This is a genomic window from Streptomyces sp. NPDC001980, from assembly GCF_040296885.1.
Taxonomy (GTDB): Bacteria; Actinomycetota; Actinomycetes; order Streptomycetales; family Streptomycetaceae; genus Streptomyces.
Genome location: NZ_JBEOYD010000027.1, coordinates 125,801 through 147,662 on the forward strand (window position 1 = coordinate 125,801; position 21,862 = coordinate 147,662).

The 21,862-nt window shown below is 68.4% G+C and carries 17 protein-coding genes and 4 pseudogenes; 11 read left to right on the plus strand and 10 right to left on the minus strand.

Going from position 1 to position 21,862, the window contains the following annotated elements; translation table 11 throughout:
* Window positions 1–100 precede the first annotated feature (100 nt).
* Window positions 101–1,714 carry an FAD-dependent oxidoreductase gene (locus ABT137_RS33770; protein WP_351714921.1) on the plus strand — a complete coding sequence of 538 codons (1,614 nt, stop codon included), beginning with the start codon at window positions 101–103 and terminating at the stop codon, window positions 1,712–1,714.
* Window positions 1,715–1,838: 124 nt separating this feature from the next.
* Window positions 1,839–2,474 (plus strand): TetR/AcrR family transcriptional regulator, encoded by a 636-nt coding sequence (locus ABT137_RS33775; protein WP_351714922.1) that lies wholly within the window; start codon window positions 1,839–1,841, stop codon window positions 2,472–2,474.
* 379 nt (window positions 2,475–2,853) lie between these two features.
* Here ABT137_RS33775 and ABT137_RS33780 read toward each other — a convergent pair whose 3' ends face one another.
* From ABT137_RS33780 to ABT137_RS33800, 5 genes are read right to left on the minus strand one after another with little or no spacing between them, the layout of a single operon-like run.
* Complete coding sequence (locus ABT137_RS33780; RefSeq protein WP_351714923.1) at window positions 2,854–3,180, minus strand: MmcQ/YjbR family DNA-binding protein; 327 nt, start codon at window positions 3,178–3,180, stop codon at window positions 2,854–2,856.
* A 57-nt stretch (window positions 3,181–3,237) separates the two neighbouring features.
* Window positions 3,238–4,242: a zinc-binding dehydrogenase gene (locus tag ABT137_RS33785; RefSeq protein ID WP_351714924.1), complete on the minus strand. Its 1,005-nt coding sequence runs from the start codon at window positions 4,240–4,242 to the stop codon at window positions 3,238–3,240.
* A 45-nt stretch (window positions 4,243–4,287) separates the two neighbouring features.
* Window positions 4,288–5,097, minus strand: coding sequence for an NADPH-dependent F420 reductase (locus ABT137_RS33790; RefSeq protein WP_502984614.1), 810 nt, complete (start codon window positions 5,095–5,097; stop codon window positions 4,288–4,290).
* The gene (locus tag ABT137_RS33795; protein ID WP_351714925.1) at window positions 5,024–5,998 is read right to left on the minus strand and encodes a zinc-dependent alcohol dehydrogenase family protein; all 975 of its coding nucleotides are present in this window, start codon (window positions 5,996–5,998) and stop codon (window positions 5,024–5,026) included. The genes ABT137_RS33790 and ABT137_RS33795 overlap by 74 nt, the downstream gene beginning before the upstream one ends.
* Window positions 5,950–6,168 (minus strand): hypothetical protein, encoded by a 219-nt coding sequence (locus ABT137_RS33800; protein ID WP_351714952.1) that lies wholly within the window; start codon window positions 6,166–6,168, stop codon window positions 5,950–5,952. The genes ABT137_RS33795 and ABT137_RS33800 overlap by 49 nt, the downstream gene beginning before the upstream one ends.
* Before the next feature lie 323 nt (window positions 6,169–6,491).
* On the opposite strand from ABT137_RS33800, the pseudogene ABT137_RS33805 reads away from it, so the two are divergent.
* Window positions 6,492–7,661, plus strand: a pseudogene (locus ABT137_RS33805) (IS701 family transposase); the annotation flags it as partial.
* Between the two features lie 226 nt (window positions 7,662–7,887).
* Window positions 7,888–8,328, plus strand: a complete 441-nt coding sequence (locus ABT137_RS33810) for a hypothetical protein (protein ID WP_351714926.1) — start codon at window positions 7,888–7,890, stop codon at window positions 8,326–8,328.
* A 9-nt stretch (window positions 8,329–8,337) separates the two neighbouring features.
* Here ABT137_RS33810 and ABT137_RS33815 read toward each other — a convergent pair.
* A pseudogene (locus ABT137_RS33815) lies at window positions 8,338–9,212 on the minus strand (IS5 family transposase).
* A gap of 28 nt (window positions 9,213–9,240) precedes the next feature.
* Window positions 9,241–9,599, minus strand: a pseudogene (locus ABT137_RS33820) (Ku protein); the annotation flags it as partial.
* 230 nt (window positions 9,600–9,829) lie between these two features.
* Here ABT137_RS33820 and ABT137_RS33825 point away from each other — a divergent pair.
* Window positions 9,830–10,656 (plus strand): IS5 family transposase gene (locus ABT137_RS33825; RefSeq protein WP_351714953.1). Its coding sequence is split into 2 segments (ribosomal slippage): window positions 9,830–10,187 and window positions 10,187–10,656, totalling 828 coding nucleotides; the frame shifts between segments, so codons are not numbered across the junction.
* A 27-nt stretch (window positions 10,657–10,683) separates the two neighbouring features.
* Here the strand turns inward: ABT137_RS33825 and ABT137_RS33830 are convergent.
* Genes ABT137_RS33830 through ABT137_RS33840 form a run of 3 tightly spaced genes read right to left on the minus strand, consistent with a single transcriptional unit; the run spans window position 10,684 to window position 14,688 of the window.
* Window positions 10,684–11,805 carry an ABC transporter ATP-binding protein gene (locus tag ABT137_RS33830; protein ID WP_351714927.1) on the minus strand — a complete coding sequence of 374 codons (1,122 nt, stop codon included), beginning with the start codon at window positions 11,803–11,805 and terminating at the stop codon, window positions 10,684–10,686.
* Complete coding sequence (locus ABT137_RS33835; protein ID WP_351714928.1) at window positions 11,798–13,552, minus strand: ABC transporter permease; 1,755 nt, start codon at window positions 13,550–13,552, stop codon at window positions 11,798–11,800. The genes ABT137_RS33830 and ABT137_RS33835 overlap by 8 nt, the downstream gene beginning before the upstream one ends.
* 5 nt (window positions 13,553–13,557) lie before the next feature.
* Complete coding sequence (locus tag ABT137_RS33840; RefSeq protein WP_351714929.1) at window positions 13,558–14,688, minus strand: ABC transporter substrate-binding protein; 1,131 nt, start codon at window positions 14,686–14,688, stop codon at window positions 13,558–13,560.
* Window positions 14,689–14,958: 270 nt separating this feature from the next.
* Here ABT137_RS33840 and ABT137_RS33845 point away from each other — a divergent pair, with 270 nt between their 5' ends.
* From ABT137_RS33845 to ABT137_RS33870, 6 genes and pseudogenes are all read left to right on the plus strand, one after another.
* Entirely contained in the window at window positions 14,959–17,139 is a 2,181-nt protein-coding gene (locus tag ABT137_RS33845) for an MMPL family transporter (protein ID WP_351714930.1), read from the plus strand.
* A gap of 104 nt (window positions 17,140–17,243) precedes the next feature.
* On the plus strand, window positions 17,244–17,987 hold the full coding sequence (locus ABT137_RS33850) for an LmeA family phospholipid-binding protein (RefSeq protein WP_351714931.1): 744 nt from the start codon (window positions 17,244–17,246) through the stop codon (window positions 17,985–17,987).
* A gap of 4 nt (window positions 17,988–17,991) precedes the next feature.
* On the plus strand, window positions 17,992–18,669 hold the full coding sequence (locus ABT137_RS33855) for a response regulator transcription factor (protein WP_351714932.1): 678 nt from the start codon (window positions 17,992–17,994) through the stop codon (window positions 18,667–18,669).
* Window positions 18,650–20,053 carry a sensor histidine kinase gene (locus tag ABT137_RS33860; protein ID WP_351714933.1) on the plus strand — a complete coding sequence of 468 codons (1,404 nt, stop codon included), beginning with the start codon at window positions 18,650–18,652 and terminating at the stop codon, window positions 20,051–20,053. The genes ABT137_RS33855 and ABT137_RS33860 overlap by 20 nt, the downstream gene beginning before the upstream one ends.
* 287 nt (window positions 20,054–20,340) lie before the next feature.
* Window positions 20,341–20,604, plus strand: a pseudogene (locus ABT137_RS33865) (MMPL family transporter); the annotation flags it as partial.
* Window positions 20,605–20,701: 97 nt separating this feature from the next.
* On the plus strand, window positions 20,702–21,748 hold the full coding sequence (locus tag ABT137_RS33870; RefSeq protein ID WP_351714934.1) for a sensor histidine kinase: 1,047 nt from the start codon (window positions 20,702–20,704) through the stop codon (window positions 21,746–21,748).
* Window positions 21,749–21,862 lie beyond the last annotated feature (114 nt).

Below are 21,862 nucleotides of genomic sequence, written 5' to 3' on the forward strand. Positions count from 1 at the left end.
GGTGTAGTGCCTCGATCCAGGGGAGCAGATCATGCCCTCGCGACAACCAGGCCGCCGAATCTGGGGCGACAGAGCCTATCCTCACCTTGCGGGAGACCAGTTGGCCCGACTTTTCGAGTTCGGAGTTCCGCAGAACATCTCCGCAGGGCAGTTTGTATTCCGTCTGGGAGATGACAAGTATGACCTGGTGGTAATCGAAGAAGGCCAGCTTGAAATCATCAGAGAGGCAGGGCCCGGTTATTCCGAGGAGGTGATTGTCACCTTCGGGCCGGGAGAATTTATCGGTGAACTCAGCATTCTCACGGGACAGTTCGTTTATCTCCCAGCGCGCGCTGCCACGGATGGCCGCATCTATCGAATTCCACCCGACCGGTTTCGCTTGCTGATGGAAACCGAGACCGCACTATCCGACATCCTGCTCACCGCTTTCAGGGCTCGACGTGAAATTTTGATGGAGTCCGCCTCGCACACCATTGAGGTCATCGGAAGCGCTTCATCTGCCGAGTGCCTGGCGCTGCGCTCGTACCTTGAACACATGGCACTTCCGTATCGCTGGATGGACGATGCAACGCCAGACGGGTTGCTGCTCATGGGGCTCGCTTCGCTCACCACAGGTGATTTGCCTGCTGTTCTCCTTCCGGGGCGCTCGCTGCGCAACGCCACGCCCGGAAGCCTCGCGATGAATCTGGGACTGTCACATGAAGGAATCAAGGATGAAGAGATAGACCTAGCTGTCATCGGGGGTGGCCCGGCCGGGCTGGGTGCCGCGGTGTATGGATCATCAGAAGGACTCGGAACAGTCCTGCTTGATGCCGTGGGCCCTGGAGGTCAGGCAGCAGCAAGTTCCCGCATCGAGAACTACTTGGGATTCCCTAACGGAATCAGTGGCGCCGAACTGACCCACCTCGCCGCCATACAGGCGCTGAAATTTGGATGTCGTCTCTACTCGCCTTCGCGGGCCATAAGCCTCCAGCCCCTTGCCGACCGGATTCAGATTTCCCTGTCCGACGGCACGGATATTCGTGCGCGCGCCGTTATTATCGCTACCGGCGCCCGCTACCAGTCCCTTCCGATCGCCCGCTGGAAACACTTCGAAGGGGCGGGAATCTATTACGCAGCCACTGAGCTGGAAGTCCGTTCGTGCGCAGGCAGACCGGTGTCCGTACTGGGAGGGGCGAACTCCGCAGGGCAAGCAGCTCTGTTCCTGGCCGGTAAATCAATCGCAGTCAACATCATCCTGCGCCGCGACAACATCAGGGCCCGCATGTCCTCTTATCTTGTTCGCCGCATCCTCGCGGATCCGCGCGTTACCGTGCATACGTCAAGCGAAGTGACAGCACTCGAAGGGGAAGACTCCCTGGAGGCCATCAGGATCAGAAATTCCGCTACTGGCGTCGAATCTCTGCTCGGATGCCGCGGGCTTTTCTGCTTCATAGGTGCAACACCGGCAACCGATTGGCTAAATGCGGCCTGTGCGGCCGACAAAGATGGATTCATATATACCGATGTGCACATTGCTGAAAAAAATCTGGGGTCGCCCTGGCAGGAACTGCAACGTTCCCCGCTTCCCTTCGAAACGAGTATTCCCCGTGTCTTTGCCGCCGGCGATGTACGACATGGGTCAATCAAGCGTGTCGCCGCCGCAGTCGGCGAAGGGGCTTCCGCCGTTTCTTCCGTTCATCGGGTCATAGGGGTTCCCGAGGTGCCCTTCTGAGGGCGAGCGGGGCGGGCAGTACAAGCTTGGCCGTTCCGGCGAGCCGGTGTCACAAGCCTCGAAACAGGCTCGTGCTGCCCTGCCTTCCCCCCGTAATACCCCGTACGCGGCGTACAGTTTTCTCATGTCCCGGCCTCGGCAGTTTGACGACGAGGAGGTCGTTCGGGCTGCTCGCGACCAGTTCTGGTCCCACGGTTACGACCGAACCTCCATCGACGATCTGAGCGCCGTCACGGGCTTGGGACGCGGAAGCCTTTACGGGGCCTTCGGAGACAAACACGCCCTGTTCCTGCAGGCTCTGGACAGCTACAACGCTGACGCGATCGAAGCCTGGCGTTCGGCGCTGCGCGGCCCGGGACCGGCCCTCCCGCAGCTGGAACGCTTTGTGTGCGACATCTCCGAAGCGATCAGCAGGGACGTGGAGCGGCGCGGCTGCATGATGGCCAGGAGCGCCACGGAACTCGCCGCAGTCGACAAGACCGTCGCCGAGCGGACTGCTGCCACTGTCCGCGGAATGCACAGCGAGCTGTCGGACTGCCTTGCCCGGGCCCAGGAGGAGGGCTCGCTGGATGCCGAAGCGGACACGGACGGGCTCGCAAGCCTTCTCCTTGCTGTGCTGCGGGGACTGGAGGCCCTGGGCAGGGCAGGAGCCGCAGCGGAGGTTGTCATCAGGGCTGCCGAGCAGGCCCTGGCCCTTCTTCCCCGCCTGTCCACGAACGAGCCGGCGCCGGATCGGCTGGAGGACCGTTCCGCGCCGTGACCCGGTCCCATTCCGGACGGCCCTTGGGTTTTCAGTGCCATGCGCCGCGCGCCGTGGAGGTCTTGCCCCGCCAGGCGTCAGCACCGCCTGACCATTGCGCGCAAGCCGCCTCGAACAGGACGATCAGCAGCACAGGGGCGCTTAACAGGGGGATGAGGACGGTGTCGACCTTGCCGGGCCGTTGCGTGTGTTGCACGGCCTCCGCCAGGTTGCCGAGACCGTAGGTGGCGGCTAGGCAAACTGGTCCTTGGCCAGCATCGCGATCATCTTCGCGGCGGTGACGTCGGGTGTCTGCCTGTCGAGGGAGGTGTCTGACATCCAGTGGCCGATACTCCTGCCGCGCAGAGTCGGCGATTTGTGCACCTGGACGCCCCGGGGCTCATGGTGCGACCAGGTCGTGGCTGTCCTCTATCAGCTCCCGAATCAGTTCGTCCGGGACATCGCCGACCAACGAAACGTTGACCCAGTATCGTTTGTTGAGCTTGTACGCCGGGTGCACTGCCTCGAAGCGGTGCTGCAACTCGGTGACCCGCTCCGGATCGGCCTTGACTGTCACCTGGTCGTCCGGGAACTCATGGCCGCTGAGGATGGCGAACACCTTGTTGTTCGCCGCTGTCTTGAACACCACGCGGTCCGGGGCGAACGGACGTGACTCGCTGACTCCGGCGAAAGAGAGCGCCAGCTCCCGGACGTCGTCCACGTTCATGGCAATCTCGCTTCCCTAACTGAAGTTGCAGGACTCCGCTCCTGGTAGCAGCGGCTGCTAAAGGCGGATGAGGACGGTGCCGACCTTGCCGGGCTGCACCGCGTGCTTCACGGCGGTGGCCAGCTCGCCGACGTCGTACGTGGCGGCCACGTCGAACTGGTCCTGGAACGCCAGCGCGATCAGTGTCGCGGCGACCGCGTCCGATGCCCGCCTCTCGGCGGATGCCTCCAACAGCCACCGGCCGAGGGTCGCGCCCCGCACCGTCAGTGCTTGATGCAGCAGCGTCGACGCATGCACCGAGATCGGCTCGTCGGCGAGTTCGCCGTAGATGACCAGTCTGCCGCCCGGCGCCAACAGGTCCAGAAGGCTTTCCGTCAGCTTTCCGCCGACAGGGTCGAAGGCCACACTGAGCGGGCGGCCGCCGGCTGCCTTGCGGACCTCGTCGGCCCAGCCCGGATTCTCTGTCGCCACGACCGGGACGTCCGGGAACCGCTTGCGCAGTTCGGCGGCACCGCGGTCACTGCGGACGACGTTGACCAGGCCCACGTTGTGGTACTGCATCACGCCGGTTACCAGCCGCCCGACCGACGAACCGGCGGCGGCCTGCACCAGATAGCCGTCGTATCCCAAGGCCAGGTGCTGCTCCGCTTCACGGCGCAGCATCACCGCGGTGAGCGGGTTCGTCAGCATCTGCGCGGCGACCTCGTCCGACAGTTCCTCGGGTACGGGGACGACGGTCTCGGCGTCCGCCAGGATCCACTGTGACCATCCCCCGGGCAGGGGGAAGACTGTTACGCGGCCGCCGGCCTCGACGCCCGGAGCCACGCGCGTATCCGGGCCGATGGCCTCCACCAAGCCGGTCCCTTCCACGCCGACCGGTACCGGCTCTGCAGCTGTCGTGGGGAAGGCATCGAGTCCCAGGAGATCACCAGGGTGGACCGGGAAGGCCGTGGCGCGGATGAGGATCTGACCGTGCACGGGTGCTTCCGGCTCGGGCTCCTCGATGACGGTCAGGACGTCGGCGGGCGTCCCGCTACGGGTCCAGACGACACGACGGTTCATGATCGTCCTCCTGTGCGCTGGTGTGGATGGGGCTTGGCCGGGGCGTCAGCCGACGTCCTGGAGCAGCAGGTGCTTCGCGCTGAGTGCTCCGTCCAGCTGCATCAGCCGGCCTCCCTCGCGTAGACCGCCGAGGTCCAGGGCGGCGAACCCGAACTGGTCGAGCAAGGCGGCCACGGCCGTCTTCGCGTCGGCGTCGTCGCCCGCGTAGAAGACCACCTGGCGGCCTTCCTCGTGCCGGGGGTCCGCGGCGATGAACGCGGCGAACAGGCTGTTGAACGCCTTCACCATCCGCGCGCCGGGCAGGCGTTGGGCGACCCATTCGCTGCCCGTGAGGTTGCCGACGTCGTAGCGGCCCCGCCAGGGGTTGGCCGCCGCGAACTGATTCGTCGTGTCGACGACGATCTTCCCGGACCAGTCGGTAAGGCTGGTCAGGTCGGGCACTGCGGAGAACGGCACCGCGAGGAAAACGAGGTCCGCCTGTGCCGCCCCTTCCGCTGTCACGGCGTGGACCTTCGGCCCCAACTGCTCCACGACTGCCTTGAGTGTCTCCGGGCCCCGGCTGTTGCCGATGAGTACCTCATGTCCGTGGCGGACGGCCTTGTCGGCGATGGCCCGGCCGATCTCCCCCGCGCCGAGAATGCCGATGGTGCTCTGTGCGGCCATGCTGCCCCTCCTTGATCGTGCGTCGGGGTCGTACCGGCGCCCCGGCAGCGGCTGTGTGATCGGCTCCGGCCGCCTCCTGCCGGGATGGTCCCGGCCTCGGCGGCAGGTACGTCGGCGCCTACGCGCGATGCGGGTTGAAGTCCAGGAGGACCTTGCCCTTCTCCCGGAAATACGCGAGCGCTCCGGGAAAATCCGCTGCCTGGTAGACGGGCGCGGAGGGCAGGACGAGTCTTCCCTCGGAGACCAGCCGCGCGGACTCCGCGTTCAGAGCCGGAAGCCGGGGAAGATACTCGTCCTGGTACATCCAGAATTCCGTCGTGGTGATGTTCTTCGTCCTCAGCACGTCAGGATCGGGCGTGAACGGCCGGCCGCTCAGATACCCGTAGATCGCCAGCAGCGCGCCGTCGGTCAGTACGTCCAGCAACAGTGCAGTCGCCGCACCGCTGACACCGTCAAGGCCGAGGAGCACCGGATCGGATCCGACGGCTTCCCGCACACGCGCGCCGGCGTCCGCCGAGTCGACAACCACGATGTCGGCGCCGAGATCACGGAGTTCGCTCACGAGTTCCGCGCGGCGCACGATGTTGATCGTGCGCAGCCCTCGTTCCTTGGCGAACACGATGACAGACCGGCCCACCCCGCTGTTGGCCGCGTTCTGCACCACCCAGGAACCGGCCGGGAGGTCCCGCAGGCCGACCAGGAGCCCCGCGCTGACGGGATTGATGGTGAGCATCGCTGCCTGTTCAAGACTGATGGACTCGTCCACAACGGTCAGGTCCGCCGCCTCGGCAACCACCCGCTCCGACCAGGAGAAGACGCCGAAGGGAAGCAGGACCCTCTCGCCCGGGCTGACCTCCAGGACGCCGGGCCCTACGGACACGACGGTCCCGACGCCCTCGTTTCCGATGGCCGTCGGCAGTTCAGGGCGTACGGGGTAGACACCTTGCGCCAGGAGAAGGTCGTGGTGGTCGAGCGGGGCGTACTCGACCTGGACCAGCGCCTGTCCGGCAGTGGGAGCCGGGGGCTCGGGCACGTCCACCACCGTCAGGCTCTTCTCCGGCTCCCCGAACCGAGTGAGGTGAATGGCGAGCATGGGACACGACTCCTAGCTTCGTCACTCGACGAAATTCGAGACATCGCTTTGGATGCCGACGGCCCGGTCCCGAGGGTTTCCACGGCGGTATCCAGCTCGGTTCTGTTCCGGCCCGTGAGATGCACGGTGGAGCCCTCGGCGGCGAACCGACGGGCTATGGCCAGACCGATCCCGGTCGAGCAGCCACCAAACTGACCTTGCCATCAAGCTGTCCCAGGATGTCCACTTCACCCGGAGACCTGCAGAGAGCACAGCCCGCCGACATGCGGCGCCCCATGCCCGTCCACCTTGTGACGCCCTCGCCGACGGAGGATGCTCCGCCGCGCCACCTCACGGACCGCATGGTTTAGATGGATTTGTACCTACTAGTAAAGAACCCGAACCGGGGCACTGCAACTGGAGAGTCACTCGCCCTCCCCGGTCTCGCAGCTGGCTGGACAGATCCTTTGGCCCGGTACTCCCTCTGCCGCGTCACACCCCGCCGATTCCATGGCAGGGCCTGATGCTGGACGGCCGCCGCAAGTCGGTGCAGGCCATGGCCTCGCGGCTGCCGGACGGCGACGAACAGAACCTTCAGCCGTTCGTGAACCAGTCCACCTGGGATCCGGTGCCGGTGCAGCGGCGGATCTGCGAACGGATACTGCCGCTCATCTCCCCGATGGCCTGGGTGGTCGACGACGTGTCGGTGCCCAAGGACGGAAGAAGGTCGGTCGCGGTGGCCCCGAAGTACTGCCGGGCCCTGGGCAAGCGCGCCAACTGCCAGGTCGCGGTCAGCGTCCACGCCGCCACCGACACCGCCTCCTGCCCTCTGCAATGGCGGCTGTTCCTGCCCAAGGAGTGGGCGTCGGACACCGGCCGCAGGACCGTCACTCGCGTTCCGTCCGAGGTCACGCACCGCGAGAAGCGGCGGCTGGCTCCGGACGTGCTCGACACGCTGGCCGGCTGGGGCATGAGGCCGCCGGTGGTCGTGGCCGACGCGGCCTACAGCACCAACGCACACCTGCGGGCCGGCCTGGCCGAGCGCGGCATCGACTACGTGCTCGCCGTCCGCGCGGACGTGACAGCCCACGCCTTCCAGGAACAGCCCGTCGCCCCGGCCCGCAACGGGCCCATCGGGTGCTGGCCACAGCCTCGCCATCGCCATCCCGCACCGTCGGTGGCGGCCCTGGCCGCCGGTCTCGGCCTGGACGCGCTCACCACCGTCGCCTGGCGGACCGGCTCGCGAGGAGAGTTACGGTCCCGGTTCGCCGCGGTGCGCATCCGCCCTGCGGGCAAGGCCGACGAGCGTCCGATCCGAGCCGCCGCCTCGGCCGGGCAGGGCTGGTGGGACGGGGTCCTGCCGGACTGCTGGCTGCTGGTCGAGTGGCCCGAGGAGGCCGAGGCTCCCACCGACTACTGGCTGTCCAACCTGCCGGCCGACATGACGATCGCCGACCTGGTCCGCCTGGCCAAGGTCCGCTGGCGCATCGAGCACGACTACCGCGAACTCAAACACGGCCCGGGCCTGGACCACTTCGAAGGCCGATCCTGGCCCGGCTGGCACCACCACGTCACCCTCGTGACCGCCGCCCACGCCTTCCTCACCGAACAGCGCCTGGCCCCAAAAGCACCCGGATCGGCCTCACCTTCTACCAGATCCTCGATGCGCTCCAGGACATCTTGAGGTGCTGGAGCGGCGTCTGCACCACCTGCCAACAGCCCCTGCCCAGCAGGCCACACACAACACCGAGATCAAGAACGACCTAACGGAGTCCTGCTAGGGCGTGTATCGGAAGTGGGTCTTGGGGCGGCTCGGTATCTGGGCAGACAAGCCCATCTCGCAAGATCGGCAGCGGTCGACGGGCAGGTACTGGTAGTAGTCGGCCGTGGCAGGAGACGCGTGGACCCCAGTGATTTCGATGGTCGGTGTGGCTGTAGGTGGTGCGTTGACGTATCTGACCCAGCGCACGACGCAGCGGACAGCTGACCGGGCTGAAGAACAGAGGCGGGCTGCGGTACGGGCGGAAGAGCGGCGTGCCGAGCAGATCAGGACCGTGCTGGAGTTCATTCGGTGCGCGCTGGAGGCTGAGGGCGTGGCGCATGCGCGGCCGCATCAATGGGCGGTCGGTGATGACTGGTATGTGACGGCGAGGCCGGCGATGGACGGTCTTCGAATAGCCGAGAAGAGCATCGAGTTGCTGTGTGCCCCTGGCCTTCACTCACCGACGACCGCCTACGCCCGCGCCCTTAATCAAGCGGTCTGGCAGGAGCGTGACGAGGGGAGCCTGGCCGAGCGCCTAGAGCCGTTCAAGGCGGAGTTTCTCGCCGTGGCACGCCACAGCCTGACCTGACATCGCAGGTCACAGCCACTCGTTGATGGCTGCTACGAGGACGGTGGCCTCGTAGCGGACCGCGAGCTTGTCGTACCTCGTGGCCACGGCCCGGTGCCTCTTGAGGCGATTGATACCGCACTCGACCGCGTGCCGAGCTTTGTAGTCCTCCGGGTCGAACTTCGGCGGACGGCCGCCGTGGGATCCGCGCTTCTTACGGTTGCGGGCTTGGTCGGCCTTGTCCGGAATGGTGCAGCGGATGCCACGTCTGCGCAGGTAGGCGCGGTTCTTGCGGGAGGCGTATGCCTTGTCGGCGCGCACCCGACTGGGACGGGTGCGCGGTCTGCCCGGCCCCAGCCGCGGCACCCGGATGCGGCTCAGGACGACCTCGAACTGCGGGGAGTCACCGCGCTGCCCGGCGGTGATCACGATGGACATGGGTTTTTGGCCCTGCTCGACGGCCAGGTGCAGCCTGGTGGTCAGTCCGCCGCGCGAGCGCCCAAGGCCGTGGTCGTAGGGCTCGGTGATGACGCCGCCGGGCGGTTCCTTCTGCAGTTCCCCCTTTTCCTCGCCCCGGCGGCGTGCTGGTGGGCCCGACAGACGGTGGAGTCGACGTTGAGGTCCCAGGTGATCAGGTCCTGCGCATCGGCCCGAGTCTGGAGCTGGGTGAAGATGCGCTGCCAGGCGCCGTTGCGCTGCCAGCGGCGAAACAGGTCGTACGCCCGGCCCCACGGCCCGTACTCCGTGGGCATGTCCCGCTACGGGACGCCGGCACGGACCCGGAAGCGTATGCCGTCGATCAGCTGCCGCCGGGTCCATATCGGTGGGCCGCCGGGCTTCGTGCCCTTCGGCAACAGCGGGTCCAGCACGGCCCATTGCTCGTCCGTCAGATTTCCACGCACCACAAGCCAAGATCATCTCACGGCCAAGATCCACTTTCGATACACGCCCTAGGGCCTGCACCAACGGTTTGTATGGCTTCGCCGCCACCTTGCCGTCGGCCTGGAGGTAGTAGCTCTGGACCGGGTCGATGTCCTTCAACGGCACGAACGCTTCGATCTCGATGGCGCGGGCCGTCGGCAATGGTAGGTCCCGCAGCTCCGCGTCGGTGATCGGCACAACTTGATCCTTGGCGTACTCGAGCCCTTGCCGATCTCGGAGTTCGGCACCTCGCGGTCCTCGACCTCACAGAACTTCTTCACCCGCACCCTACCCATGTCCTCCACGTGGTACTGGTGGAAGCGCACCGAGTGGTCCTCGGTGGCGGACTGGACGTTGATCGGAACGGTTATCTAGATCCCGCACGTATCTGCCCAGGTCAGATGAGTGTGACTGGCTAAGGGACGTGAAGGTCAGTCTCGTCAACGTGGGTCGACAACCTAGAGCTGGCCGCCGGAGCGTTGAAGCGGGCTTCCCAGACAGCAGCCGCCCGCCAAGCAGCACGACGCGGGCCCCGACGGTCAGCAGCCCGCCGGCATGGGTGTGCGGGTCCTAGACCGTGTCCTACGTGGTGAGGCGGACGTTGACTCGGTATGGGGCGGGAACGTGGAGTTGGATCGTGCCGGACGGACTGTGGGAGATCGCCGAGCCGCTGATTCCCGAGCAACGGGCACCTCCGCAGGGCGGCGGGACGGCCAGCGTGCCTGATGAGACGCTGTTCGCGGCCATCATCTACGTGCTGGTCAGCGGCTGTGCCTGGCGGGCACCGCCGCCCTGCTTCGGGATATCGAAGTCCACCGCCCATCGCCGGTTCCTGATCTGGTCCAGAGCCGGCGTCTGGGGCCGTCTGCACGAAGCCGTGCTGCACCGCCTGGACGACGCCGGCCTCATCGACGTCACCCGTATCGTCCTCGACACCGCCCACGTCAGGGCGAGAAAAGGGGCGAACACACAGGTCCGAGCCCCGTGGACCGAGGCAAACCGGGTTCCAAGACGCACATCCTGTCGGACGCGAACGGACTGCCCCTCCTCGTCGGCGTCTCCGCCGGCAACACCCACGACAGCGAAGGGCTGAAGCCCATGGTCGAGGGTCACCAAACGAGACACGACCCTCACAACGGGCGGCACTTCAAGCCCCAACGCCTGCACGCCGACAAAGCCTACGACCGCGCCGACCTGCGCAGATGGCTTCGCTGGAAACGAATCGGCGTGCGCATCGCCCGCAGAGGCATCGAGTCCAGCGAACGATTAGGGCGACGCCGATGGGTCATCGAACGCACCATGTCGTGGTTGTCCGGCTACCGCCGACTCAGCCCACGCTACGAACGCCACCCCCGAAACTACCTGGCCTTTCTCGGACTTGCCGCCGCCCTGTGCTGCTACAAGCGCCTCGTCCGCCTCACCAGGTAGGACACGGTCTTAACACCCTCTCAGATGTCAAACAGCATGTGATGCGGTGAGCGGGGCGTCGTGTCGGGGATCCGGTGCCATGCCGTCGTCGGTGACGAGGCCGGCGGCGTCGGCGTCGGCTGTGACCCGGACCGTGGTGGGGAGTGGGTGGGTGCTGTGGGCCTGGAGGGTATGGGGTCCGGCCTGGAGGGTGTGGAGGTAGTGGTCGCCCAGGAACGTGGTGTGGGTGATGTGCGCGTGCCATCCCGTCGTGGCGGCGTCGGCCGCGGTCAGGGTGAGGGCTTCAGGGCGGATCGCCACCGTGACCGCTCCGGGGGCGGGCGGGGTGTCGGTGCGGAACGGGATGCCGCCGGTCAGACCGGGAGCTTCCAGCAGCCCAGTGCCGGGGCCGGTCGAACGGGCCTTACCGGTAAGGAAGTTGCAGTGGCCCAGGAACTCGGCGACGAAACGGCTGCCGGGGCGGCGGTACACGTCCTCGGGGGTGCCGGCGCGCACGATGCGGCCCTTGTCCATGACCAGGATCCGGTCACTCATCGCGAGGGCCTCGGTCTGGTCGTGGGTGACGAAGACCGTGGTGATGCCGAGGTCGCGCTGGAGGTCCCCGAGCCATTCGCGGGCCCGTTCGCGCAGTTTCGCGTCGAGGTTGGAGAAGGGCTCGTCGAGCAGCAGGGCGCTGGGGCCGTGGGCGAGCGCCCTGGCCAGGGCCACACGTTGCTGCTGGCCGCCGGAGAGCTGGTGCGGGTAGGCGTCCGCACGGGGGCCGAGTTCGACCAGGTCCAGGACCTCACCGACCCGTCGCATGATCTCGGTGCGGCCAGTGCGGCGGACTTTGAGGGGAAAGGCGACGTTCTGCCCGACGGTGAGGTGCGGCCACAGTGCGTACGACTGGAAGACCACGCCCAACTCCCGTTGCTCGGCAGGAATGTTGTGGCCCTGTGCGGCGTCGAACAGCATACGGTCGCCATGGGCGATGCTGCCCTGGTCTGGGGTGTGGAACCCGGCGATCGACATCAGGGTGGTCGTCTTTCCGCAGCCGCTGGGTCCGAGCAGGGTGACGAACTCGCCGTCGAGGACGGTGAAGTCGACGGAGTCCAGGACGCGGGTGGACCCGAACGTCCGGGTCAACCGGTGTACGGAGATCTCAGGCATGGCGGCCTTTCTTTCGCAGGGTCCAGCCGAGGCCCGCAGCCAACGCGACCGCCACCAGGAGGACTTGGACCAGTGCCATGGCGGCGACCGGCCCGGGAAGTCCCTTGGACCAGGTCTGGAGCATGGTGGTGCCGAGGAGTTCGGTGCCGGGCTTGGCCAGGAAGACCACGGGGTCGTAGTCGCTGACCAGGGTCACGAACATCAGCACCAGGGCGCTGAGCAGGGCGGGGCGCAGCAGCGGCAGGGTGACGCGGCGGGTGGTGGTCCACCAGCTCGCACCGGAGGCGGCCGCCGCCTTGGCCAGTTCGGGGCTGATCCGGGCCAGGGCAGGAGCCAGGACGATGTAGGCCAGGGTCATGTTGCGCACACTCAGGGCGAGGAGTTCGCCCCACAGACTGTTGCGCAGCAGCGCACCGGGCCAGTCGACGATCAGGAACAGCCAGAAGAAGCCGACTCCGAAGACGATGCCGGGGGTGGCCCTGGGGTAGACGAGCAGCGCGGGCAGGGTGCGGCGCAGCCGGAAGCCCGAGTGGTGGGCGATGACGGTGGCGAGGGCGACCAGGGCGACGGTGGCCGCGCTGCCGACGGCGGCGACGGTCAGGCTGTCGGTGATCGAGCGGTGCAGCGTGGGGTCGGTCCAGATCTGGTCCCAGTTGGCGGCGGTCCACAGGTGCCAGGGGGCGACCAGGGTGGTCAGATCGGTGACCGACGACATGAGGACGAGACCCAGCAGCGGTATCAGACAGGTGAGGCCGACGAAGCCGGCCATGCCCACGACGGCCGGAATGCGCCAGCGCCCCAGGTCCAGCGGACGCGCGGGCGGAGTGGCCCGGGTGCCGGACGTGTAGCGCGCGGAGTGCCGCAGCAGCCGGCCGCGTACGACGAGAAGGGCCGAGGCCACCACGAGCAGCAGGATCGCTCCGGCGGAGACGACGGGCGGGTCGGGGAGGCTGCTGCCGGACCAGGTGTCGTAGAGGTAGCTGGCGATGAACTGGATGTTCGCCGGTCGGCCCAGGAACAGCGGGATGCCGAGGACCTCCAGGCAGAGCGTGAAGATGAGCAGCCCGCTGTCGAGCAGCGCGGTGCGCAGCATCGGCACGGTCGCGGTGGTGAGGACGCGCAGTGTGCCGCCGCCACAGGCCCGTACGGCGTCCTCCAGTGTGCCGTCCGCGCTGTCCAGGACTGCCTTGCAGGTCAGGTAGGCGATGGGGAGTGTCACCACGGCTCCGAGGACGGACATGCCGGGCAGCGAGGTGAGATTCCAGGCGGGCAGGTGCAGGTTCTTGGACCACAGCTGGGTCAGATAGCCGGCCGGTCCGTACAGCGATTCCCACCCGACGATCAGGCCCAGCGGCGGGATGAGGAGCGGGGCCGGCAGGGCATGTCCCAGCGGGCGTCTGCCGGGAAGGTTGGTGCGGGTGATCAGGACGGCGAAGGCGGCGCCGAGCAGCACCGCGAGAGCGGTGGCCGTCACCGCGAAGACGACCGTGTTCCAGGCGGCCCGCCGGAACGCCGCATCGGCGAAGAGCTGCCGGTAGGCGTCGGTGCTGAACACGCCTCCGGGCAGGTAGTAGGGCTTCGACAGGAACGAGGTGATGACCAGGGGCACCAGCGGCGCCAGGGTCAGCATGGCGATCACGGCCCAGACCGCGTACTGCCCCGGAGCGGGGCGGCGGCGCGGGGCGGTCGGGGCCGCGGCGAACCGGGCGGCGGCAGGTGGCGCGGCCGTGGGTGTGTTCCGGGTCATGGAGCTCATCGGCCCAGGGCCTTGTTCCAGCGGTCGGTGATCGACTTCTGCTGGTCGACGACGTCCTGGGAGACCGGGACGAGGTAGGTGGTCCCGGCCGGTACGTGTGTGGCCAGCTCGGTCAGGCTCGCGGTGCAGCCGTTGGCGGGCTTGAAGTGGTTCATCGACGCCTCCATGCCGGCCGCGCACATGACCTGCTGGCCGGCGTCGCTGTAGATGTAGTCCAGGAACAGCTGGGCGGATGCCGGGGAGGCGGCACCGGCGGTCTGGCTGATCACGCGCGGGGTCAGCGGGGTGGCGTCGCTCATGTAGCCGTAGGCGATCAGGCCCTTGTACTGCGGGACGACGGCCTGGGCCAGGCCGCTGGAGAGCCATCCGGCGGAGGCGCCGCCCTGGACCAGGTACTGCAGGCCGTCCAGCCCTTCGTCCAGGGTCTTGGTGTGCGGGCCGTACGTGTCCAGATAGCCGTTGACGGTGTCCGCGCCCAGGATGTGGTTCAGACCGTAGACCGCCTCGTAGCCCAGTGGGTTGTTCGGCGAGTAGCTGACGAGGGGGTGCCGGGAGGGGTCCTTCTTGACGTCCGCGGCGAGTCCCGCATAGCTGATGGGGGCCTGGTTCCTGGACAGCAACTTGGTGTTCCAGGTGACCAGCACCGGGTCGGGCGACATCACGTATACGCCGTGCCCCTGGTTGGTGTAGGCGGGGAAGTCCGTCAGTCCCTGCGGGGTGACGTTGGCGAAGAGGCCGTTCTGCTCGCCCTGCACCACCTGCTGGATCGAGTCGGATATCAGCAGGTCCGCGGTGTGGGCGCCCTGGGCGTGCTCGGACTGGTACTTGCTGTAGACCTGGTTGTCCGAGAGTTGCGAGTACGCGGGCTTGATCCAGGGATAGGCCTTGGTGAAGGCCTTGAGCAGCGGCTGGATGACACCGGCGGGCGTATTGCCGTAGATGATCAACCCGGTTTCGCCGTGCGCCTTGGACACCAGGTCGGCCACCGCCGCCGGGGCTGCCGGGCTCGCGGAGCCGGTGGCCGACGTGTGGCCGGTGCCGGCGGACGAGCAGGCGGCGAGCACCGCGCCGAGCACCACGGCGGCGAGCCCCGTACGGGTGGCTGAGCGGGAGGAACGAGCGCGCATGACGACCTCTTTCCGGGCAGGCTATTTGCTATAGCGGACGCGGCGGCGACGTTCCCGAGCGGCCTGCCAGTAGGTGTTTGTTGGGTCAGCACCGGTGCTTCCAGGGGGTCAGCGCTGCCGAAACCCACCGGTGATCTGTCCCCAACCTGCCCGAAACAAGGGCGTGGCGCGAGGGTCGTCGGTTAAGCGAATCGAAAGGTTGGCGCTCCTAGCTTCGGCAGGCGTCGCCGGTCTGTCCGTGGATCCGGCCTGTTCCCGGAGGTGGATCTCGTGGAACGCTTCGCCGCGTTCGTCATGCGGCATCGGATAGGGCTGACCCTGGCCTGGGTCGTCGTGACCGTGGTCGGGGTGCTGATGGCGCCCCATGTGGCCGACCGCCTCAAGAGCGGCACGACGGTAGACACGGCCAGCTACCACGCCAACGCCACACTGCAGAAGGAATACGGCGGGGTGAGCGCCAACCCGAGCGTGCTGGTCGTCGACCTACCGCACGGCACCACCGCCGACAGCCCCGCGGTCAAGGCGGGCCTGGCCGCCGCCGACAAGGTCGCCGCGTCCGTGCCCGGCGTCCACGACCTGTCGTACGCCGGCACCGGCGACCGCGCCCTGGTCGGCACCGGCGGAACCTCGACCCTGGTGATGGTCTACCCGCCGCAGCAGGGCACCGAGGTGGCTCCGCCCGTGCTGGACTCGATGAGTTCCGCGATCACCCACGCGGTGCCCGGCACCGTCGTGCACCAGACCGGCATCGAGCAGCTCAGTGCGGGCGGTGCCGGCTCCGGGTCGAGCGTGCTGACCGAGATGCTCGTCGGCGTCGGGCTCGCCCTGCTGGTCCTGGCCTGGGTCTTCGGCTCCGCGCTCGCCCTGCTCCCGCTGCTGTCCGCCATCGTCTCCGTGCTGACCATGCAGCTGGCCATCTGGGGGCTGACGTATGCCACCACCATCGCCATCAACCCCTCGGTGCAGTTCATCGTCGCCCTGCTGGGACTGGGACTCTCGGTCGACTACGCGCTGCTGCTGGTCAACCGCTGGCGCGAGGAACGCGATCAGGGCGCCGACAACAGGCAGGCAGTCCTGCGTTCACTGCACCGCGCCGGGCACTCGGTCGCCTTCAGCGCGCTGATCGCTTCCCTCGGCCTGTTCGCGCTGGTCGTCGTGCCCGTCTCCTTCCTCCAAGGGGTCGGCCTCTCCGGCCTGTTCATCCCCTCCATCGCGGCGCTGGTGGCGCTGACCACCATCCCCCTGCTGCTGTCCACGATCGGGCCGCGCCTGGACAGGATCCGTCTCCGCCGTCGTAAGGGCACCGGGCCCGGAACGATGTGGACGCGCACCGCACGCGCCATCGTGGCCAGGCCCAGGACCGCGGCCCTGCTGGGAACCGCGATCCTGGGCACCCTGTGCACCTTCGGGCTGACCATCAACAGCGCCGCCCCCGCCTCCACCTCGCTGGCCGCGAGCGGCCCGGCGGAGCAGGGACTCAAGGCCCTGCAGCACGACGGGTTCCCCACCGGCGCACTGACCTCGATCCCGATCAGGCTCCCGGCGGGAACCGACCCGTCGGCCACCGCCGCGACCCTGCGCGGCCTGCCCGACATGCACGGTGTCCTGGTCGCCGACAACCCGGCCTGGCACCACACCACCAGCTCGGTCATCATGGCCCTGCCCAAGACCGAGATCGGCACCGCACACCCCGGAACCGCCCTGGCCGACCTGCGCGCGGCGGCCCCGCACAACTCGATGATCGGCGGCAACCTGGTCCAGTCCACGGACGTCGCGCACATCATGTCCAGCTGGTTCCCGCTGCTGTTCGCCGTCGTCGCCCTCGTGACGTTCGTGCTGCTGGCCCGGGGCATGCGCTCACTGCTTCTGCCGGCCAAGGCCGTCACGCTCAACCTGCTGTCCGTCGGCGCGGCCTACGGCGTGCTGGTCCTCGTCTGGCAGCGCGGCTGGGGCTCCGAAACCCTGTGGGGGATTCCCGCCACCGGGTCGATCAGCCCGTTCGTGCCGATGCTGCTGTTCGGGTTCCTGTTCGGGGTCTCGATGGACTACGAGGTGTTCATCCTGGCCCGTATCCGCGAGTCGTACGACCGCACCGGGCGTACGAACGACGCCGTGGTCGAAGGAGTCAGCCGCACCGGGCGGCTGGTCACCAGCGCCGCCCTGATCCTGTTCCTCGCCCTGCTCTCGCTGTCCTCGACCCCGGACGTGACCATCAAGATGATGGCCACCGGCATGGCGGCGGGCATCCTGATCGACGCCCTGGTCGTCCGCACCCTGCTCACGCCGGCTCTGGTGGTTCTCTTCGGCCGGGCCAACTGGTTCCTGCCCGCCTGGGCCGCCCGTCTGCTGTGGGTGAGGCCCGCCGCCGGCGGCGAAGAGGAGGAACACGACGACGGAGACGACCACGGTACGCCCAGCCCGGCAGGCCCCCATGCCTCCGTGCATGCTTGAGTCATGCGCTCCCGCGTGATCGAGAACCGCGTGGCCGTCGGCGCAGCCGAGGGCCACGCCCCCTCCTCCAGGCACCCTCGGCATCGACAGGAACCCACGCCCCCGTGAGAATCCGCCGCACGCCCCTCATCCTCGCCTTCGGCCTGTGCACGCTGATCGTGGCCGCGGCTGCCGTCGACCTCACGGCCGGCGGCACCGCCCAGCGGCGCGTCGCCCGGGCCGTGGCCTGCCGCCTGACGCCCACCGGACCGGTCACCGCGCAACTCACCGACTCCCTCGCGGGCCTGCGAGTCCTCACGGGGCATCTCGGCACGGTCCGCGTCACCGCCGACGGCGTCCACCGCGGTGGCACCGACATGAATGTGGAAGCCGTTCTGCGCAACGTCACCGCCCACGGCGCCACCGACGGCGGGTCGGCCACCGCCACCATCACCTACCGCACACTCGGCAAGCGCATGGGCGGCGCGGCCGCCGGAATGAGCGTGGGCGCCGAGGGAACCGGCCTCGCCCTCAGCGGCACGCCGGCAGGCACCGGCCTGCCCGTCACCGTCCACACCGCCATCGCCACCACCTCGGACAGCCTCACCATCACCCCGACCCGCGTCTCCATGTTCGGCAGGGCCGTACCGGTCAGCACCCTGTCCTCGGTCCCCAGCGCCTCCGGCCTCGCCCAGAGTCTCGAACCCCGCACGATCACCCTGCCCGACCTGCCGGCACGGGCACGGCTGGACGCCGCGCGTCCCGACAGCACCGGACTTGTCCTCAGGTTCTCCATCCCGCACACCGCCGGCCTGTCCAAGGCCACTGCCGCACCGGCCGGCACCCGCTGCTCCCACCCCAAGGCATAACCCCATGCGCATCCTGGTGATCGAAGACGACGAAGCCCTCGGCGCGTCCCTGACCTGGGGACTGCGGGCCGAGGGATACGCCGTCGACCTGGCCGCCGACGGCACCGAGGGACTGTGGCAGGCCACCGAACACGACTTCGACCTGATCATCCTCGACGTCATGCTCCCCGGCCTGGACGGCTACCAGATCTGCACACGGCTGCGGGAGGCCGGGAACTGGACGCCGCTCCTCATGCTCACCGCGATGGACGCGGCCCTCGATCAGGCGGAGGGCCTGGACCTGGGCGCTGACGACTACCTCACCAAGCCGTTCGAGTACCCCGTCCTGCTCGCCCACATCCGCTCCCTGCTGCGGCGCGGAGCGCCCCCGCGCCCCGCACTGCTGCAGGCCGGCGATCTGACGATGGATCCGGCGACCCGGACCGTGCGCCGCGGCGACCGGGCCATCACCCTCACACCCGGCGAACTGGCGGTCCTGGAGTACCTGTTGAGGGCGGAAGGCCGCGTGGTCTCCAAGAACGAGCTGCTGGAGCACTGCTGGGACGCGGCCTCCCGGGCCGACCCGGCCGTCGTCGAGGTCCGCATCCATCACTTGCGCCGGAAGATCGACCAGCCGTTCGCCACCCGCACCATCGAAACGGTCCGAGGATCGGGGTACCGCCTTGACCCGCAACGCACCTAGCCGCGGCTCGCTGCGCCTGCGGCTCACCCTGCTGGCCACCCTCGCCATCACCGTGACCGTCGCGATCGTCACGGCCGTTCTCGCGTTCACCCTGGTCACCTCCGTACGGTCGAACGTGACGACCACACTCAACGCCTACGCGGACTCCGTCGGGCAGTCCGCCACCGCCGGACGCCTGCCCACCCGCCTGCCTCCCGCCCCGGGCGATGCGACCGTGTGGGCCCAGGTCGTGGACGCCTCCGGCACGGTGATCGCCTCGACCGCCAACGTCGCGGGCCAGCCCGCCCTCTACACACTCCCCGCCGGCCGCACCACACCCCAGCGAGCGCCGGGGTCGTCGTCCGGCCGCGGGGACGAACAGGTCATCGCGCAGCGCTACGTCGCCGGTACCGCACCCGTCGTCGTCTACGTCGGCGGCTCCACCCAACTGCTCGCATACCTGGACCACGACCTCCAAGGGCACCTTCTCTACCTTCTGCCTGTGGTCCTGCTGGGTGCCGTCGGCGTCTCCTGGCTGCTGATCGGCCGCACCCTGCGCCCGGTCGAACACATCCGCGCCGAGGCCGCCGAGATCACCGGCAGCGATCTGCACCGGCGCATCCCCGAACCCGGCAGCGACGACGAGATCGGGCGCCTCACCCGCACCCTGAACGGCATGCTCGACCGACTTGAGTCGTCCGCCGACCGCCAACGGCGCTTCGTCGCCGACGCCTCCCACGAACTGCGCACGCCCCTCGCCGCCGTACGCACCTCCATGGAGGTCGGGCTCGCCCACCCCGACCAGGCCCCCTGGCCCGAACTGGCCACCCGCGCCGTGGCCGAGACCACCCGGCTGCAACGCCTGGTCGAAGCACTCCTGCTGCTCGCCCGCTCCGACGACGACACCCTGCTGCGCCGGCGCGAGCTCGTCGACCTGGCCACGCTCACCCGGGCCGCCGTCGACACCGCACCGGCCCGCGTCCCCGTCGCGCTGGACGCCGCGGAGAACGTCCACGTCACCGGCGATCCGGACCAGCTCACCCGCCTGATCCGCAATCTGCTCGACAACGCCGACCGGTACGCCGAGCGCACCATCGAGGTGACCCTGACCACCGACGGCCCGGCGACCGCGGTCATCCGGGTCGCCGACGACGGCCCCGGCATCCCGACCGCCGACCGCGAGCGCGTCTTCGACCGCTTCGTGCGCCTGGAGGCGGCCCGCACCCGGCACGCCGGCGAAAGCACCGGAACGGGCCTGGGACTGTCCATCGCCCGCGACATCGTCACCGCTCACGGCGGAACCATCTCGGTCACCTCAACGATGCGGCAACGCGACGGGCAAGAACGCGGAGCCGCCTTCACGGTCCGCCTGCCCGTCCACGGCCCGCCATCGGAAACCACGTGATCGGCGCAGCCGAAACCGTCAAGGAATCGTCAGGTCGAGCGGGACGGAACCGTCAAGCAGCAGAGCTTTGCTGGGGCTTCGTTGACACCTCTTGACGGAATTGGACTGTGATCATGGCTGTGCTGCTTCATCGATGGGGGGTGTTCGCGGTACGCCGCCGCCGTACGGTCCTGACCGTATGGATGCTCGTCATCGCCGCGACCGCCGCGCTCGGGGTCACCTTCGCCGGAAGCTTCGACACCAAGTCGGACATCCCGGGGTCGGCCGCACAGAGCGCCCTCGAAAGGATGGACCGCCACTTCGGGTCCTCGGACCGGCAGAGCGCCGAGATCGTCTTCGAGGCACCCAAGAAGACCTCGTTCAAGGACCCGGCGAATGCCGCCGCGCTGAAGCGGACGCTGACCGCCGCCGCCACCGTGCCCGGCGTCACCTCGGTCAGTGACCCCCTGCGCAGCCGGACGGTGACCTCGGACGCGAAGACCGCCGTCGCGCAGGTCGAGTTCTCGGTGCCCAAGGACCAGGACGTCAGCGCCGACGACCTCGACGCGCTCAAGGACACCGCGGCCAGCAGCCGCGCCGCGGGCATCGAGGTGCTCTTCGGCGGTGACGCCTACAAGGAGTCCAAGCCCCCGGTGGGGCCTGATCGCTTTGCGGATCCCCACGACCGGCCTGACCATCGTCACCTCGCACCAGGTGGTGCATGCCTCCGCCGTCATCCTCACCATGCGCACCGACATCGACCGCGTCACCGTCGCCGACTTCGTCTCCGGCCAGGCGACCAGCGTCGGCATCACCCTCGTTCTCGCCTTCGCCGTGGCACTGGTCATCCTCAGGATCGGTCTGCGCCCGCTCGGGCGCATGGCGGACACGGCCGACGCCGTCGCCTCCGGCGCCCGCGGCCAACGGCTCCCCGTCCACGGAGAACACACGGAAGCCGACCGCCTTGCCGTCGCCGTCAACAACGCGTTCGACGCCCAGGCCCGGGCCGAGAACCAGATCCGCGACTTCGCCGCCGACGCCTCCCACGAACTGCGCACCCCGCTGGCCACGATCTCCGGCTGGCTCGACCTCTACAACCAGGGCGGTCTCACCGGCCCCGAGGACCTCGGCAGAGCCCTGGAACGAGTCGACGGAGAGGTGGGCAGAATGCGTCTGCTGGTCGAGGAACTCTCCTTGCTCGCCCGCCTCGACGCCGGACGGCCTCTCGACTCGCAACGGGTGGACCTGCAACGCCTGGCCACCGCCGTCGTCCAGGACGCCCAGGTCGTGGCACCCGAACGCGTCATCGACCTGGACGCCCCCCACCCCGCGTACGTGAGTGGCGACCAGCCCCGCCTCCAGCAGGTCCTGAACAACCTCGTCGGCAACGCGATCCAGCACACCCCGCCCGGCACCGCGATCGACGTCACGGTGCAGGCGGCCGCATCAACCGTGCGGATTCAGGTGGCCGACCACGGCCCCGGCATCCCGGCCGAAGATCTCTCGCGCGTCTTCGACCGGTTCTGGCGCGCCGACGCCAGTCGCAGCCGCGCCCACGGCGGTTCCGGACTGGGCCTCGCCATCGTCCAGGCCATCGTCCACGCTCACCACGGAACCGTGCGGGTGGCTTCCACCCCCGGATCAGGAACCACCGTCACCGTCGTCCTCCCCTGCTACGACCGGACGGTCACGCCGGCACGGCCCGACGGCTCCTGACACGCAGGAGGCGAGCGTTGCGATGAGCGCGTCGTCGAGCAACGCCCACCCCGTCGGGTGGAAATCCGTCTCACGGGCCTCTGGTGCGGTGCTGGAATCCGCGCTCCCCGGCAG